General features: G+C 36.4%; 16 protein-coding genes and 1 pseudogene. 14 read left to right on the top strand and 3 right to left on the bottom strand.

Annotation, left to right across the window (positions count from 1 at the left end):
- Positions 1-608: 608 nt before the first annotated feature.
- Positions 609-890, top strand: coding sequence for a hypothetical protein (locus tag FHK87_RS07365; RefSeq protein ID WP_140592037.1), 282 nt, complete (start codon positions 609-611; stop codon positions 888-890).
- Positions 877-1122 (top strand): hypothetical protein, encoded by a 246-nt coding sequence (locus tag FHK87_RS07360; protein WP_140592036.1) that lies wholly within the window; start codon positions 877-879, stop codon positions 1120-1122. The genes FHK87_RS07365 and FHK87_RS07360 overlap by 14 nt, the downstream gene beginning before the upstream one ends.
- A gap of 15 nt (positions 1123-1137) precedes the next feature.
- Here the strand turns inward: FHK87_RS07360 and FHK87_RS07355 are convergent, their stop codons facing one another.
- Entirely contained in the window at positions 1138-2349 is a 1212-nt protein-coding gene (locus tag FHK87_RS07355; RefSeq protein WP_140592035.1) for a site-specific integrase, read from the bottom strand.
- Positions 2350-3071: 722 nt separating this feature from the next.
- Between FHK87_RS07355 and FHK87_RS07350 the strand changes: the two genes are divergently transcribed.
- The 3 genes from FHK87_RS07350 to FHK87_RS07340 all read left to right on the top strand — a co-directional run bounded on the left by FHK87_RS07350 (position 3072) and on the right by FHK87_RS07340 (position 4191).
- Positions 3072-3323, top strand: coding sequence for a hypothetical protein (locus tag FHK87_RS07350; protein WP_140592034.1), 252 nt, complete (start codon positions 3072-3074; stop codon positions 3321-3323).
- Between the two features lie 97 nt (positions 3324-3420).
- Complete coding sequence (locus tag FHK87_RS07345) at positions 3421-3624, top strand: hypothetical protein (protein ID WP_140592033.1); 204 nt, start codon at positions 3421-3423, stop codon at positions 3622-3624.
- A 75-nt stretch (positions 3625-3699) separates the two neighbouring features.
- On the top strand, positions 3700-4191 hold the full coding sequence (locus FHK87_RS07340; RefSeq protein ID WP_140592032.1) for a hypothetical protein: 492 nt from the start codon (positions 3700-3702) through the stop codon (positions 4189-4191).
- A gap of 50 nt (positions 4192-4241) precedes the next feature.
- Here the strand turns inward: FHK87_RS07340 and FHK87_RS26115 are convergent, their stop codons facing one another.
- Positions 4242-4418: a hypothetical protein gene (locus FHK87_RS26115; RefSeq protein ID WP_226294134.1), complete on the bottom strand. Its 177-nt coding sequence runs from the start codon at positions 4416-4418 to the stop codon at positions 4242-4244.
- A gap of 39 nt (positions 4419-4457) precedes the next feature.
- Between FHK87_RS26115 and FHK87_RS07335 the strand changes: the two genes are divergently transcribed.
- The 5 genes from FHK87_RS07335 to FHK87_RS07315 all read left to right on the top strand — a co-directional run bounded on the left by FHK87_RS07335 (position 4458) and on the right by FHK87_RS07315 (position 14720).
- Positions 4458-4697 (top strand): hypothetical protein, encoded by a 240-nt coding sequence (locus FHK87_RS07335; RefSeq protein WP_140592031.1) that lies wholly within the window; start codon positions 4458-4460, stop codon positions 4695-4697.
- Between the two features lie 282 nt (positions 4698-4979).
- On the top strand, positions 4980-6212 hold the full coding sequence (locus FHK87_RS07330) for an outer membrane beta-barrel protein (RefSeq protein WP_140592030.1): 1233 nt from the start codon (positions 4980-4982) through the stop codon (positions 6210-6212).
- A 56-nt stretch (positions 6213-6268) separates the two neighbouring features.
- A complete protein-coding gene (locus FHK87_RS07325) occupies positions 6269-9526 on the top strand; it encodes an RHS repeat domain-containing protein (protein ID WP_140592029.1) in 3258 nt (1085 codons plus the stop codon).
- 4 nt (positions 9527-9530) lie between these two features.
- Positions 9531-14315 (top strand): DUF6443 domain-containing protein, encoded by a 4785-nt coding sequence (locus tag FHK87_RS07320; protein WP_140592028.1) that lies wholly within the window; start codon positions 9531-9533, stop codon positions 14313-14315.
- Entirely contained in the window at positions 14316-14720 is a 405-nt protein-coding gene (locus FHK87_RS07315) for a hypothetical protein (protein WP_140592027.1), read from the top strand.
- Positions 14721-14776: 56 nt separating this feature from the next.
- Here FHK87_RS07315 and FHK87_RS07310 read toward each other — a convergent pair whose 3' ends face one another.
- Positions 14777-15046 (bottom strand): helix-turn-helix domain-containing protein, encoded by a 270-nt coding sequence (locus FHK87_RS07310; protein ID WP_140592026.1) that lies wholly within the window; start codon positions 15044-15046, stop codon positions 14777-14779.
- 89 nt (positions 15047-15135) lie between these two features.
- Between FHK87_RS07310 and FHK87_RS07305 the strand changes: the two are divergent.
- The 4 genes and pseudogenes from FHK87_RS07305 (at position 15136) to FHK87_RS07285 (ending at position 17036) form a co-directional block, all read left to right on the top strand.
- A pseudogene (locus tag FHK87_RS07305) lies at positions 15136-15632 on the top strand (transposase).
- Between the two features lie 163 nt (positions 15633-15795).
- Positions 15796-15996: a hypothetical protein gene (locus FHK87_RS07300; protein ID WP_140592025.1), complete on the top strand. Its 201-nt coding sequence runs from the start codon at positions 15796-15798 to the stop codon at positions 15994-15996.
- Positions 15997-16019: 23 nt separating this feature from the next.
- Positions 16020-16457 carry a hypothetical protein gene (locus tag FHK87_RS07295; RefSeq protein ID WP_140592024.1) on the top strand — a complete coding sequence of 146 codons (438 nt, stop codon included), beginning with the start codon at positions 16020-16022 and terminating at the stop codon, positions 16455-16457.
- A 240-nt stretch (positions 16458-16697) separates the two neighbouring features.
- Entirely contained in the window at positions 16698-17036 is a 339-nt protein-coding gene (locus FHK87_RS07285) for a hypothetical protein (protein WP_140592023.1), read from the top strand.
- The last annotated feature ends 21 nt before the right edge of the window (positions 17037-17057 follow it).

The following is a 17057-nucleotide window of genomic DNA, read 5'->3' as shown; positions in this document are numbered from 1 at the left end:
GTTCAATAAAACGATGATAATAAATAAGATATAAATATGTTAGGACCATGGCAAGCTCTTCTTCTGTTGTTTTTTATATTTCCATTGTATTTGGTTTTTTATAAAAGAAATGTACCAGAACATCAAATCCCATTATTCGCAAAAATACTATTAATTTTTCCTTCAATTACTTGGGTTGGAATAGTAATTAGTTTGTATATCATTTATAGAAAAAAAGGAGAAGGTGAAAATAAAAAACACAAGTTTAATAAATCGACTAGGGATTTCGGTAGGTTTTTATTGATTTTCAGTATTATTTGTGTGTCATTACTAATTATTTATAATTTGATTAAAGTTCAATAAAACGATGAATAAGAAGCTTGCAAAATATATATTAGAATATGATTTCATTATTATTCTTTTGGTTTTTATAATGAGTCATTATTTTAATACATGGACGGTTTCATATTTATACATCAACTTCTATATGTCTGAAATGTTAAATGCTATTATCGGTCTATTCGTTCAGATAATGACTATTATTATTTTTCCGTACATATATTTAAAATTCATTCGCTCTCTAGCGGAGAAAAAAATTAATGAAAATTAAAAGTCTAAATAAACAATAAATGAGAACAACTTACGAAAGATTTAAAGAGCTTAGAGAAAAAGCTCAGGATAAGCTTAAAGGTCATGGAATCCTCAAAGAACAATTAAAGGATGCTGTATTAGAAATAAATTTGATGGAAGAATATGAAGTACCAAAATACAAGTTGGAATTGGTTCAGTCAATTATTAAATCTTGCTTGACTCATAAACCAGAAGGAGATCAAGGAATCATAGGAACCTCCATAAATAAAATGACATATGCACAATTAAAATCTTTAAAAAGATCAATTGAACTATTATAATAGTAGAAAAAAAGAAACTTTGGTAATAAACGATGATAACAGTACAAGAACTAATAGAAGAACTAAAAAAGATGCCGGCATCTTTACCAGTTTCATTGAATATAGAAAAAACGGTGCTCCCATGAAAGTTCAATTAACAAAAATCAAGGTTGAAAAGCTTGATTTTGTTACTCCTTATTGTGACCCAGAAACTAAACAAAGTTTTGTCGTATTAAATCAGAAAGGAATTTAAAGTTTAAGAAAACTATCAGAAATCCAGCACGTTTTTAAGTGCTTCATCAGTTTGAGTATGGTCAAAATTAGATTGGTAATTAATGGTCGTACTTAAATCCGAATGCCTATATAGTTTCTGAAGCATTTGCACAGGAATATTAGATCCGGCTATATTTCCAAAACTATGCCTTGAAATGTGATTAGTAATCTTCTTATCTATTTTAGCAAGCTTAGCAATTTTTTTTAGTTCTCTATTAAAATATTTCCCTGCATTACTAACTATCTTTTCTACTGCGTCCAAATCATTCAAATCTGTATCTTTCATTTCCGGAAAAATAAAACCATTATTTTCTTCTTTATATTCCTTATATAGTTTTAAAATGTCCATGGCCTTTGGAGGGAGTTGAAGGGAATCTACTTTTTGATTTTTACCCATTCGATAGTGAATCCTACCACTAGTAATATTCTCCCATCTCATGGAAACGGTATCACCAATTCTAATTCCCGCTAAATAAAAAGAAAATAAAAATACATTTTTAGTGTGCCATATAAAACTGCCTTTATCTAACTCAAGATTTTCGATTCGCTTAATCTCATCTTTATTCAATCCGATTTTCATCGATTTACCAGGATCAATCCGTAATTTTCGTTTTCCAAAAGGATAATACTGAGCATCGACAATTCCATCAGTAATAGCAACATTAAAAATAGTTCGTATGACAGATAAACAGCTTGCAATAGTCATTTTGGATTTAGACCCTGTTGCTTTTAGATGAACAATATATCTTTTTAATAAAGGTATTGTGATATTTTCAAAATGAATATCTTCTCCTTTCAAAAAATCTTTAAACTTTTTAACACGTGATTTTTTGGTATGTAGCCATTTACTTCCTGCCTTTTCTTGTTGTTCAAAATAATCATCTGCCAATCGGAAAAAGGTAATATTATCTTTATTCCCTTTTATGATGGACATGATGTGACCTGAGGTAAAGCTCTTGTCTTTCGATTCATAATCGAAAATTAGATTTTTAGCTCGTATATATTCATTATCGATCAGCGAATTAATTCTTTTATAACTATGGTGAGATTGTTTAACCTCTCCCTTTTTTTCATTCCAATCTTTTGGATCGATATATTCAAGGAATTTATATTTAGGAATTCGATCTTTAGTAATTCTAAGAGCAATCGGATGTTTCCCCTCTGAATTTTTCTTACTTTTATAAAGTAATATTTTTACTGAAGCCATATTGTAAATAATTGGTTACAAGACAAATATAAACAATATGGTTAAACATAGGTTAAATAAATCAGGTATTTTAAATGATATTAATAAACACTAACATACATTTCAAGATCAATAAAATCAATGATTATTAGTACTTTATGTATATTAGTGTTTATTAAAGAATTAAAAGATTAGCTTTCGACAGGCTCAGACTGACAATTCGTTTCTTCATGCCGAACTCGATTCGGTATCTCACAAGTGACTCCCTCGTCAATTTGCGACCTTGAAAGAGGGTTACGACCTGTATTATCCATTGTTTATAGATTTGGGATAAAAAAGTCTTCGACAGGCTCAGACTGACATTGCGTTTTATATTTTTACTCACTACTCACTACTCACTACTCACTACTCACTACTCACTACTCACTACTCACTACTCACTACTCACTACTCACTACTCACTACTCACTACTCACTACTCACTACTCACTACTCACTTACTCAAAAACTCACCCCTTCAAACTGTATTTCCCACTTCATATTTCCAATTTTCCTCAAACCTCACACCTAATCCCTGAAACATGATATAAGTATTTGTTTATCAATAGATAAAGTAGGAAAACTTGTACTCTGAATATATAAATTGATACCCTTTAATTTATAAATTGCGACTTATAGTCTTTGCAATTCTCTACACGCTCCCCATACATTTGGAACATCAAAACACAGCAAAAAAATAGGCTATGCAAACCCAAGGACAACAGCAAAAAAATGTATTTATCAATGAAGTTTTGGCAGCCTTGCACCTAAGTACAAATCAGTTTATGTACAATCTGGTACACTATCATCATTATGAAGTGATCTTGTATGCATGGATGACAAAACTTTATAAAAAAGGGAAAAGCAGTGATGAGGCAATTCAATTGATCTACAAAGCTCGCAATCTCTTTATGTTGAATTATTATAAAACGACCTGCAAAGCATTTCAGAAATAAACCTTTACCTAAAAAAATAAAGTGATAGATGCCCCTAACCCCCGATTCTTTATTCATCACAATACAACAACCTAGATAGTATAGTACAGACCAAAATATGCTTACACCTTATAATCAACTAGAGGATTTGCAACAAGAATTAGTTGCCAAAAAACTGGCAATACGTGCCAAAACTACCATAGATCAAGCACATCGATTACTGGTGGGCATGAACCCCCATGTAAAAATTGTAGATAAAAAAGTAATGCTGCTGCACGGCACGTATGTCACACTACGAAACATGCTAAACCCCAATAAATAAATGATAAACGAATAAAGTAGTACAACAAATACAGATGAGTATAAAAACCCAAAATTAATTCTTAAAACAAAAATTATGAGCGAAATGAACAGAATTAGCAGAGTATTAGCAACAGAAGAAATCACATCGATACAAGACAGTATCGGGAGTTTGAAAAGTGCTTTGAATTTTTTGCAAAATTTGACGCCACAGGAGCGAAAAAACATGCCAAAGATCAATAGTGCCAATAAGATTTTTGCAGAAGACAGTATTCATATTTTAGAGAATAGGCCGGCATGGATTCCGGATATGTTGACGGCAGAAGAGGCAAGAAAAGACCTCTCTTTATTTGAACAATTAGACCCTATTATCTTAGAATTAGAAAGCTTGTTACGCCAAATGAAAGATACCCAGATCATCGCCGGTAGCGAGGCATATCGCGTAGCGCTATCCGTATATAGCCTCGCCGATGCCGCACGAAAAATCCCCATGGAAGGCGCGCAGAGTTCGTATCAGTTGTTAAAAACCCGTTTTTCACAAAGTACGAATACGAGTACAACTACCGATACAGTGCAAAGTACCTCATAAACTGCTATCAAACCTGCGATGATTGCCCTCTGGGGTAGTAACGCAGTGGGTCATCGTACAAAACGACCGAGTTCTTTAACAAATGCGCTGGGCGCTTTAAGAAATCTACCGCAATCTTTAACAAATGCAGTACCCCAACCTGCATATCTACCGGGTGTTCCTACAAGATGTGTACCCCATGCCTGTATAGCAGCAGGAGGGGGTACTTCTTCAGTAGGGTACCCCACTTAAGAAGTACCCTTACATGATACATATTCAGCTATTTTATGACTGTTTTTATAGCCACTATAGACCTTATCCGCCGTATTGATCAACTGATTATTTTACAGCGTACAGGCACCCCTGAGCAGCTGGCAGCACGCTTAGCGATCTCTCGTACAAAATTATATCGCATCATTGCTTTGATGAAAATGCTGGATGCCCCGATATCGTATAATGCAAGCTTACAAAGCTATGTATATGACAAAGAAGCGAGGTTTACCTTTGGATTTTATATAGAAGAATGAGTGGTTTAGGAATGAGTAATTATAACAAAACTTTAACGTTTGAAATCACAGAGTCCCGAAAAATGAAACTCGCAAGCCTTACTATTGCAAAACAAAAAAAGGAAAAATTAAAACCCAATATAGGCGTATTGTGTAAGGATCAACAAGAGGAAACATATATACTAAAAAAACGATTTTCCTCTTGCTTAGAGTCTTGTTTAAACATCACAATTGAATTGTGTTTACGCCTTGATTTTTTTTAAATAGGAAACATTAATAAAAACCATTTATATATTATTTGTAATGAAGAAAACTATACTTACAATTCTTTTTGTTATCATCAGTATCTACAGTTATGCACAGATCAGTTTTGAAGAAGGTTATTATATAGATAATAGCGGAAAAAAGACAGTGTGTTATATTAAAAACCTGGATTGGAAAAATAACCCTGAAGATTTTTTATATAAGCTAACCCTAGACTCTGAAGTAGCAAAAAAAACGATCAATACCACCAAAGAATTTAAGATAGGAGCAGCCCTTAAATATGAGCGCCATACCGTAAAGATCGATCAATCTTCTAAGGATGTTAAGAGATTGAGTACAGTGCGAGAGCCGGATTTTGTAGAAAAGACGGTATTTCTAAAATCTGTTGTAGAGGGCAAAGCAAGCTTATTTTTGTATGAAAGCAATAAACAGCGTAGATACTTTTTTTCTATTGATAAGGGTCAGGTCGAGCCATTGATTTATAAGATTTATAAAATAGAAGATGATCAAATTGCCAAGAATGAAAAATACAAACAACAACTATGGCAAAAAGTCCGCTATGAGAATGTAGCGATGAGCGCTATTGAGCGTGTTCGTTACCGCCGCAAAGACCTTGCAAAATATTTTAATACGTTTAATTCATATCATACCGATACTCCAACACTGGATTATACCAAAAAAGAAGATCGTAAATCCTTTACCATAGGTTTGGAAGCCGGAGCACAGTTTTCTTCATTTTCTATCAAAAACTTAATGGATAGAGGAGATATTGATTTTGATTCGAATACCAGTTTTAGATTTGGGGTAGAAGCAGCATTCATATTACCTTTTAATAACGATAAGTGGTCAATTGTCTTAGAACCTGCCTATCAGTATTTTGATGCAGAAAAGAGAGATGTTGTCATCTTCCGTTCAGAAACTTTGGATGCAGAAAGAACTACAGATGTAGAAGTAGAATACCAATCCATAGAAGTTCCATTAGGCATCAGGCATACTTTTAGACTCAGCAAAAACTCAAAACTGTTTGTTACAGGATCTTTTGTAATTGATCTCAACTTTAGTTCTGAGATCAGAGCAAGAGGTATAAGTGCACTAACAGGTGATATTTCTACAGATGATAACTGGATGTTTGGTATTGGATATCGATTTAAAGACAAATACAGTCTAGAGATCAAACAAACGACTAGTAGAAATTTGTTAGCGAGTTCTATATGGGAGCCAAACTTCAGTTCTTTTTCAATCAACTTTGGATATACAATATTTGATAAATAATATAAAGGCAGTATAACTACTGCACATCAATAGTCAGTCACTTTAATTACATATTTATGAACAGAATTTTAATAGGGTTTTTGCTCTTTTACGGGAGTTTTTATGCCCAATCGGGTTTTGATTCGGGGTATATGGTTTCTCATGAGAACTATACCCCTGTTACTCCTAATGCGAGTGGTTTTTTAACCTATGGGAGTACGCCTGTCAATCATGCGACGGGTGTTCCTCAGATTTCGATTCCTTTATTTACCCTTGAAGAAGATGGGGTTTCTATCCCTATCAGTTTATCCTATCATGCTGGTGGGGTTAAGGTAGATGATCTTTCTGGTGTTGTGGGTTTAAAATGGACCCTTAATGCCGGAGGAGGTATTTTTAGGCAGATCAATGACAAGCCCGATGAGAGTGGATGGTTGCGCAGTGCTCGCAGGGGATTTTTTGATGACAATTGGATTGCACAGCATAATATCACAGATGACGATACCCAACGATTGATGGAATCTTTGGGAGAGACCCATGATCATCATCCAGATGATTTTAACTATAGTTTTGCAGGGCATTCAGGTTCTTTTATTTTTCATAGAGATGGGAGTGTTGGTGATGAACAGCAGGACCAGATGCATATCGAAAAAGTAGAAGAAGTAGGTGGTAATATCAGTTTTTTAGGCAAAGACCTTTTGGGTAATAGGTTCACCTTTAAAGATACAAAAGAGTTGAATTCTAAGCTTATCGTTATCGGTGGTGGAGCCAACCTAAACTTTCAGCGAGAGACAGGCCTTACGGGTTGGATGCTGGAAAAGATTCAGACCAGGAATAATGCGCTGATTACCTTTGATTATGTTCCATATTCATTTGAATATCGTATCAATAATGTTTCTTACAATATGAGCCATACGGAGAAATGTAAAAGAACATCAATGCCTCAGCCTAATGGTCCTGACATTGTAGAAGTTACAGGTCCTTGCGGATGTGAAGGTACGACACCCTATCCTATAGACGTATATGAGACCAACCTTACCCGTACTTCGATGATCCACCAACCGACCAATCAATTGATCAATACCATTGAGTCTAACAATATACGGGTTCGTTTCCATTATGAGGAAGATGCTACATTATCAGATTGGAAGGTAAAGTTAGTGTCCATCGATATTTTGGATAAGATTAAAAATAAGACCAAGCAGTTTAAATTTAGCTATGGCAAATTCTCTGGAGATCCTCGTTTGCGATTGGATTCGGTTCAAGAAATTGGTTTTGACGGAGAAGCAAAGCCCCCGTATCGTTTTGAATATATCTCAGGGGCTTTACCTGCCAAAGGAAGTTTGTGTAAGGATTTTTTGGGGTATAATAATGGCAAGGAAAACAATGAGACCTTGATTCCTTTTTCTCTTGAGGCATACCGTAAGTTGAATACACGAGAGCGGGCACAGCTTGCTGACCGCAAAGTAGATATTTCCTACCTTAAAAGAGGGACCTTGAAAAAGATCACCTACCCAACGGGAGGGTCGACTATTTTTGATTATGATGGGAATTATGAGATGACCACGCGTGTAGATTACCCGACATTTACCCCGGATTCTCAGACGGTATTTCCAGCATATGATGGAAGCGTTTCTCCATTTACCAAGGAATTTACAATTCGTAAAAATTTATTGGGTAATCAGGGTACTCCTGTGACCTTTACAGGAACCTCTACAGTATGTAACTATAGTGAAGATAACCCTCATATTGATTGTTCCAGGTGGAATGTATATCCCAAACTCAGCAATGGCAATCGTGGTGCTTCTGTATTTGGTTCTATGCGTGTTATTGGTCCTGGTCCTATCAGTATCAATTTACCTGCCGGCACCTACATTATGGATCTTATTGTTGAGAGGGAACTATTATCCGATGAGAACGACCTACCTATTATCAATGTAAGAGCCGACTGGACCGAAGAGAATGATCCGCCAACCACCCCAGAAAAAGTATATACAGGCGGTTTGCATGTAAGGTCGATTACAGAGAAAGATGAATACAATAAGACCACTAAGACCACACAATATACGTATGATGCGTTTCAACACGACGAATCGGGGATCACAGATTACATGAAAAATTATGGTGTGAAAACGGTATTTTCTTCCAATGATATCCAATCGGATCCCAGAGATACCAAATCCGGATATTATTATGGTAAAGTTACCATAGCAACGATGGGAGCATCAGGTCCGCAAAAGACAGTCGAGTATTTTTCACCTTTGTATCGTAATAAGGCCTATGAAACAGTGATGACGCGTCAGGAACAGTATAGTGGAGACCGTTTGCTGAGTGCTTCGGATTTTGAGTACAGCAATACTGTTGAAGCTGTGACGCGCTTCTATACCCTACCGGACAAGGATCTGTGTATTGAACCACAAACCAGTGCGCTATCGGTTTTAGGGAAATATTTTGGTTACGACACCCCGGAGTATCATTATTACAACCACCGCAAGCTGCTGTTGTCCCAGCGTACAACAGTTGACTATTTGCATCAGGAAGGGGAACCCTTTAATGCGTCTATATCTCGATATCGTTATGAATACAACAATGATTTACAAGTGACCAAAGAGGTTTTAGACGGGCGATATTATGCTACCAGTGCTGCTGGGATTACCACAGGAAACCTGCAAGAGCATTCTGAGGGTCAATATAGTGAGATCCGGTATACCTATCCACAGGATCACAAGAGTGCAAGTACCACGATGGCAACATTATCTAATAAAAACATTATTGGTATGCCGGTGAGTAAGAAAGTGCTGTATAAAGGCAATCTGATCCAGGGGCAGTATACCGATTATGATGGGAATGGTAATGTGATTGCGGGATACAGGCATCATAAGGGTCAGGCAAGCGATACGTCCACTCCAAGCCATATCCCATCAGATTATGAATTACAGGCTACCTATAAGACAACCCAGGGCAAACCTATAGAGATCCATCCCAAGGATGGGATCCCTACCTCGGTATTATGGGACAGTAGTTATCAGTATGTACTGGCAAACCTAAAGGGAGTGAGCGCCTCAGACCTTGCAGGGGTTACAGCAGCGATAGACCTAAAAACAACTACCGATGCGCAGTTACGTAGTTTATATGCTACCCTACGCACTACATTTTCTGAGGCAGAGATCACCACCTATATCCATGACCCACTTATGGGGGTAAAAGAGATGACTGATCCCAGAGGATACACGGCACATTATGATTATGATGGATTAGGGCGACTTATCAATGTGAAGGATCAAGACCATTTTTTGATGACACAGTACAAGTATAACTACAGAAAACAACAGCAATAAGAAGATGAATACAACATATATAAGATTTGTGGTACTGTTGTTTGCAGTACTTTGGATGGGAAAGGGTTATGGTCAGGATCCTATCAGTGGTGGTGGTCCTGGTGCAAGTACCCTTTATTACAAAGATGGTGATGGTGATGGGTATGGAGATCCTAATCGTACACGAGCCGCGACCAGCCGACCAGTGGGCTATGTGACCAATAATCGTGATCTTGATGATGGGAATCAATGGATCACCAATATTGCACCCCGATATTTTTACAGGGATAAAGATGGGGACACCTTTGGTAACCCTGCTGTACGGGTATATCGTAGTGCTCGTCCTACGGGCTATGTGACCGATAATACAGATTGTGATGATAACAAAGGTTGGGTACGCCCCAATCTGGTATGGTATCAGGACTATGACAGAGATGGATATGGGAATAAAAATATTGTAAAAAGACAATGTTATCGTCCTTCAGGTTATGTTGACAACCACACCGATCTTAATGACAGGGCGGCACTGATCACCAATATTCCTCCTAAGTATTATTACAAAGATGGTGATGGCGATGGGTTTGGTTTAGAGAATATCAGGATCTATAGTAGTGAACAGCCCACCGGTTACGCAGATAAAAGTGGGGATTGTGATGATGGTGATGTGGCCAGGCACCCCAATACCGTTTGGTACCGAGATGGAGACGGTGATGATTGGGGAAGTAATGATGTACCGATAGAAGTTAATGAGCCTCCTACTTTGATCCAATGTGAGCAACCGATAGGCTATGTGATCAGACTGGGGGATTGTAACGATGATGATATCAATGTACACCCTAATACGGTTTGGTACAAGGATCATGATGGCGATGATTTTGCCGAACGTACGGTAACACAGTGTTTTTATCCGGGGATCGATTTTACCTATGAGGTACTGCCTTTAGGAGATTGTGATGATGACGATAAGTTACTAAATCCTGATACAGTTTGGTACAAAGATAAAGATGGCGATGGTTTTGCTGAGTTAACCAAAGTACAGTGTGCATATCCCGGAGAGGGCTATACGCGTACCATATTACAATTAGGGGATTGTAATGATGGGGATAAGCGCGTTCATCCCAATACGGTTTGGTATAAGGATAAGGATGGTGATGGTTTTGCAGAGCTGATCAAAACACAGTGCGAAGATCCCGGGGCACACTATTCGATCCGTGAGATCCCCTTGGGTGACTGCGATGATGATGATGATCAGATCCACCCCAATACGGTTTGGTATGCTGATGGGGACAATGATGGCTTTGGGGATCTGAATGTCACCAAAAAACAGTGTAGTGCCCCTACAGGCTATGTACTCAACTCTAGTGATGTATGTCCGGGGGAGTTTGGGGAATTACAGGGATGTATTTACTCTCCGGAGAATTTTGTGTTTACTCGTACCTATCAACAAGCGATGCTGTCAGAATCAGCATTGAGTAGCGAAGATCAGGTGATCGAGGGGATTACCTTCTATGATGGATTGGGTAGGCCAAAGCAACAAGTCGCGATCAGAGCCTCTGCCGATGCCAAAGACATTGTGACCCATATGGCATATGATGAATATGGCAGACAGGCCAAGGAGTACTTACCGTTTAGAAGAGATCACATCCCATCGGGAGGGTATAGTATAGTGGATATCGAGCGGGATATCAACAGCTATTACCAAAACAAGTATAGTGATGATTTTACAGAAATGTCCCTATCAGAGGTGAATGCCTATAGTGAAAAGATCTATGAGCACTCTCCATTGAACAGGGTATTAGAACAAGGCGCACCGGGTAAAGCTTGGCAGGCAAAGCCTGATCAAAATAATGATCATACCATTAAGTTTGATTGGAAAGCGAATACTACGGCAGAAGGGATTGTTTGTTTTATGGTAGGTTTTCCAACAGCAGCAAATACCGAAGCTCCAATATTAGAACACTCCAGAGTGTATGGAGCAGGAGAATTAATGGTGACCATTACCAAGGACGAGAACTGGCAAGAGGGACAAACACACCCTTATGATCATACCACTAGAGAATATACAGACAAGTTAGGCAGAGTGGTATTAAAACGCACCTATAATAAGAACATCCCTCATGATACTTATTATGTATATGACAGGTATGGGAATCTCTCATACGTACTACCACCTAAGGTAGATACAAGTAACGGGGTTGATACTGAAGAGTTAAATGAACTTGCTTACCAGTATAAGTATGATTACAGAAACCGTCTGATCGAAAAGAAAATTCCTGGTAAGGGATGGGAGTATATTGTGTATAACAAACTTGACCAACCGATCTTAACACAAGATGCTTTACTAAAAGCACAAGATGCTTGGCTGTATACGAAATATGATGCCTTTGGTAGGGTTGCCTATACAGGGAAACTTACCGATAACAGAGATCGAAAGATCATACAAGACGAAGCCACAGCCTATACCAATCAATTATGGGTCACAAAAACCACTACGGGCATCCGCTATGATGATGGAGGCTATCCAAAAGTAACTAGTGGTGAAACACTAACGATCAATTACTACGATGGGTATGATTTTGATGTCGTAGGATTGACTGTACCAACTACGGTATACGGACAAGCTGTTACAGATCGTACGAAATCTTTAGCTACAGGAAGCAAAGTAAAAGTGTTGGGTACAGATCAGTGGATTACTACAATCACCTGGTATGATGGCAAAGCCAGACCAACTTATGTAGCTAGTAAAAATGAGTATTTAAACACTACCGATATTGTAGAGAGCAAGTTGGATTTTGTAGGAAAAGTAGAAGAAAGCAGAACCACCCATACCAAAGGTAGCAATGCTCCTATTGTAACAGTAGATACCTTTACCTATGATCATATGGGCAGACTGCTTACTCAAAGCCAGACCATTAATAATGGAACGACAGAGCAGATCGTAAGCAATACCTATGATGCTTTAGGGCAACTAGTGAGTAAACAAGTAGGTGGTGGATTACAGGAAGTGGATTACACCTATAATGTACGGGGATGGCTGCAAAAGATCAACAGTGATACCAAAAATGACAATGACCTGTTTGACTTTACTTTAGGATATCATCAAGGTGCAAATCCATTATACAACGGAAATATCTCTAAAACCACATGGCAAACGGCAAATGACAATGTACTGAGAAGTTATGACTATACCTACGATGCCTTAAGCCGTATTGTTAGTGCAACTAGTACTAGTGGGAATTACGACCTTACAGGTGTAATCTATGATCAAATGGGGAACATTTTATCTTTATCCAGAGCAGGACATACCAATATAGGTGCTACTGCTTTTGGAGCGATGGATATATTATCCTATACCTATGATGCAGGAAATAAACTAAGAGGAGTAACCGATACAGGAAATAAAACCTACGGTTTTAAGGATGGTAACAATACCAATGATGATTTTGAGTATGATGCTAATGGGAATATGATCCTAGACCGTAACAAAGGGATTACAGGGATTACCTATAATCATTTGAATTTACCAGAGACAGTTTCGATCAGTAATACACAAGGAACAGGAAATATTAGTTATATTTACGACGCCACAGGAGCGAAACAAAAGAAAATAGTGACTGAGGGAAGTTCTTTAACAAATACCGAGTATGCATCTGGGTATGTGTACAAGAATGGAACATTACAATATATGCCTACACCAGAAGGGTATGCGACACCAAATGGTACAGGATATCGATATGTATATAATTATGTGGATCATTTAGGAAACACCAGACTGAGTTATACTAAAAATGATACGGGAGATGTAGAGCTCATAGAAGAGAATAACTATTATCCTTTTGGGCTTAAACACAAAGGATACAATAATATCGTGAGTTCCTATGGAAATAGCTCTGCACAGAAATTTAAGTTTAATGGTATAGAACATGAGGAAGTTTTAGGGCTTGATCTATACGAAATGCCATTACGTTCATATGATCCTGCTATTGCAAGATGGACAGCTATTGATCCAGTAGATCATGTATCACAGTCAACCTATAATGGTTTTGATAATAACCCTGTTTTCTGGGCAGATCCAAGTGGAGCAAGTGTTGAACAAACTGAAAATGGAACTACATATACTGGTGAAGATGCTAAAGTTGCATTCCTTAATTTAAGAAATCAATATAGTGATTCTGACGGAACTGACCCGAAGAAGAAAAAGAAGCCAACCTCTATGGCTGATGCTGGTTCCTTTTATGCTCAAGCATATCGCAATGGTGGAGCAAGTCGTGTAGCTCTTGAAAATAGTGGGGATCCAATGAATCCAACTGAATCAGATTTTGCCGAAGCTGAAAAACAAAGAAATACTGCTGTAGGTGAGGTTGTCCTATTTTACTCTGGAGAATGGGCAGCAGTCAAAGTATTACAAGGAGGTGCTTGGGTTGTCAGATTCGTTAGAGCAAAGAATATAGCTAAAGGGGTGAATGTTGCTCAAGGAGCAGTAAAGTTTAGTAATGAAGCCGCTGCAGCTTTTAAAAGATTAGGAAATTTAACTGCTTTTGCCAAGATAAAAAATGGAGTAGCCCATATTAACATTGGATTTTTGAAAAATTTTAAACCAGGAGACATTAAATTAGTAGAAGAAGCTTTTAAAGCTAACGGAGCTTCTAGTATGAGAGTTTCCTCTGGTATTTCTGTAGATAAAGTTATAGTAAATGCTTTAAATAAAAGGATACAATCGGGACAAGGATTCATGGGATACAATATTCAAAGTGGATGGCGTGCATGGATTACTGGTAATAGATATATTTTAACGAAACCCCTAAAGTAAATGAAATCAAATTATTTGAAAGAAAGAATTAAACTTAATAATTTAGAAAAATATGCTGGGAATCATTTTGTAGATGAATCTTCAAAAACCATAAGTAATTTAAGAAATGAAGGTAAAAAGGTATTACTAGGGATTCAAAAAAATGATGATTTGTATACTATTTTGGGAGAAGAACATGTCTTTTATTCTTCATTAAATGGGAATAAAGGAAAAGTTACACTAAGTGATTTTTCAGATATTCTACACGATAACGCATTGAAGAAAGGGAAAATTTTTGCTAGTTATAGATACATTACGATTGATAATGATAGAATATGGCTAAAAAATAAATCAACAATGAAATCCCTTTGGAATACGATCTTATGGTTAGAAAAGCCTAGTAATCGAGATTATATCTATAAATGATAAAAAACTTAATCGAAATAAACAGAACCACTCTTAGGGGTGGTTTTTTTTATGTTTTAAGAATATGCTTTTTTAGCGTTATAGTCACGTATTAGTGCGTCAATCACATTAAAGATCTGGTTTTGGTTATCTGCGGGCATATCGGCAATAGCTTCGATGCGTTCTAAAATCTTTTTGTCTTTTACTACCGTAGAAGCGTTACCGACCAGATAATCCAGTGATACCTCAAGAGCTTTAGCAATTTTATTTGCAATCTCTACAGAAGGTGTAATCTCTTGCCGTTCATACCTACCAATTACTGCTCCCCTGCTAGCGCCAGTTTTCAACTGGTGCTATATCAACATAAGAAATAATATCAGTACCAATAAAAATACCGGTTTCATTTTTTGAGACTGGTATTTTATATTTTGCGTGGATGAGTAGAGAATATAAATTTTATAACAAGCAAGGGTTATACTTTGTAAGCTTTGCTACTGTGTATTGGATTGATGTTTTTTATAAGAGAAAAATATCTGTCAATTTTGGCAAACAGTATTGAGTATTGCAGAAAATATAAAGGAATGGAAGTATATGTATATTGTTTTATGCCTAGTCATGAAAATGCTACATACAATCCAGAATAATCCTCAAGAAAGTAGAAAAGAATGGTTGCTTTGGATGTTTAAAAAAGCAGGAACAGCAAAAAGTAATGTAAGTACATATCAATTTTGGCAACATCACAACAAACCTATTGGATTATGGACAGATAAGGTTATTCAACAAAAGATAGAGTATATTCATAACAATCCGGTTGAGTCTGGTTTTGTAGTTGATCCTACAGATTGGAAATATAGTAGTGCCAGAAACTATAATGGCGACCATACTATTTTAATGATTGATAGTGATGTAATGTTATTGGGATTATCAAAATGATTACATTAGTCACAAGTTACAAACTTGCGCTAGCTAGGGTCAAACTCCTATACAACATAGATATAGAGGAAGTAAAGCTAGTAATGGAAAGATAGGCTCCGCTAGAGACTTTGGTAATGAAGCTGCTGGTATTGTTGCCGCAAGAAAAGGTTTATCTTGGAGTATGACAAGAGTAGGGTTTGATGGACTAGAAACGTTCCAAAACAGAAGTGCTTCTTGGTTAGTTGCTCCATATGCTATAGGAGAAGGAACTCCAAGTGTTTTAGCTCAAAAATTAGGTTTTCAAATAGGTAAAGCATTAAACGCTAGTGAAGGAATCGGATTACCTTCTAATAATACCGTACAAAGATTTGGAGAATATTAATTACAAATATTAAAAGATTAAAAATGAAATTGTTTTTAACATCATTACTAATAATATTATTTTTTACTAATTGTAAGAAAGATACTTATCATATTTATTCATTAGATAAAAAAAATTGTATAACGGTAAAAGATATTGGTAAGATAAGATATATAATAGATGGGAAACATTCTTCAGTTCCTAATGATAATTATATAAAATTAGACATAAGTGGTATTGCTTCAATTGGAGATGGTTTAGCTGGCTGTTGGAATAATGGGAATTTTAAATGGGATATTGTTAATGATAAATCTATAATTATAGAAAACAAATTAGACCCTGCAAAATTTAGATTTTCTAATACACTACCTGTAGATGATCGAGGTATACCAACACAGAATAAATACAGAAATAATAATTGCTTTACATTTGATTTTCTTAGGGGAGAATTACTTCCAGATCAAGGAGCGATCATAGAGTAATTTAAATAATCGCAGGATATGAGGTATCCCCGCTAGCGCCAGTTTGTAACTAATCCTGCAGATTGGAGATATAGTAGTGCCAGAAACTATAATGGCGATCATACTATTTTAATGATTGATAGTGATGTAATGTTATTGGGATTATCAAAATGATTACATTAGTTACAAGTTACAAACTTGCGCCAGCGAAGGTTAGTAGTGAAATAAAATAATTTATTAAAAAATAATAAGTAAAAAGTAATGGATAGCTTAAACGATTTTTATCATTATTTAAATCAATCACTACCAAATGATATCCAATATAGAGATTTATCAAATTTATGTTTGACATTATTTTGTAATGTTAGTATTTTACCAGATAAATTTCAATCAATAAAACTTGATAATGAAAATTTAGCTATTATTCTCTCTAAAATCGCAAAAGAAAAAGCTATTCCTTCTTATCCCTCTACAGCTTCAATTTATGGAGCTTCATTTCATAATAGTTATGATAAAGGACATTGGTTAGAAGTGATGGCTAGTATTTTAAAATTAGGTACTCAACCAGATACAAAAGAAGCTGAAAAATTACTAATATGAATTAGTCTAATACCTATTAAC

The organism is Aquimarina algicola (genome assembly GCF_006443095.1).
Lineage (GTDB): Bacteria > Bacteroidota > Bacteroidia > Flavobacteriales > Flavobacteriaceae > Aquimarina > Aquimarina algicola.
Note: the sequence above shows the minus strand (reverse complement) of the source record. Positions and strands in the feature narration are given on the sequence as shown.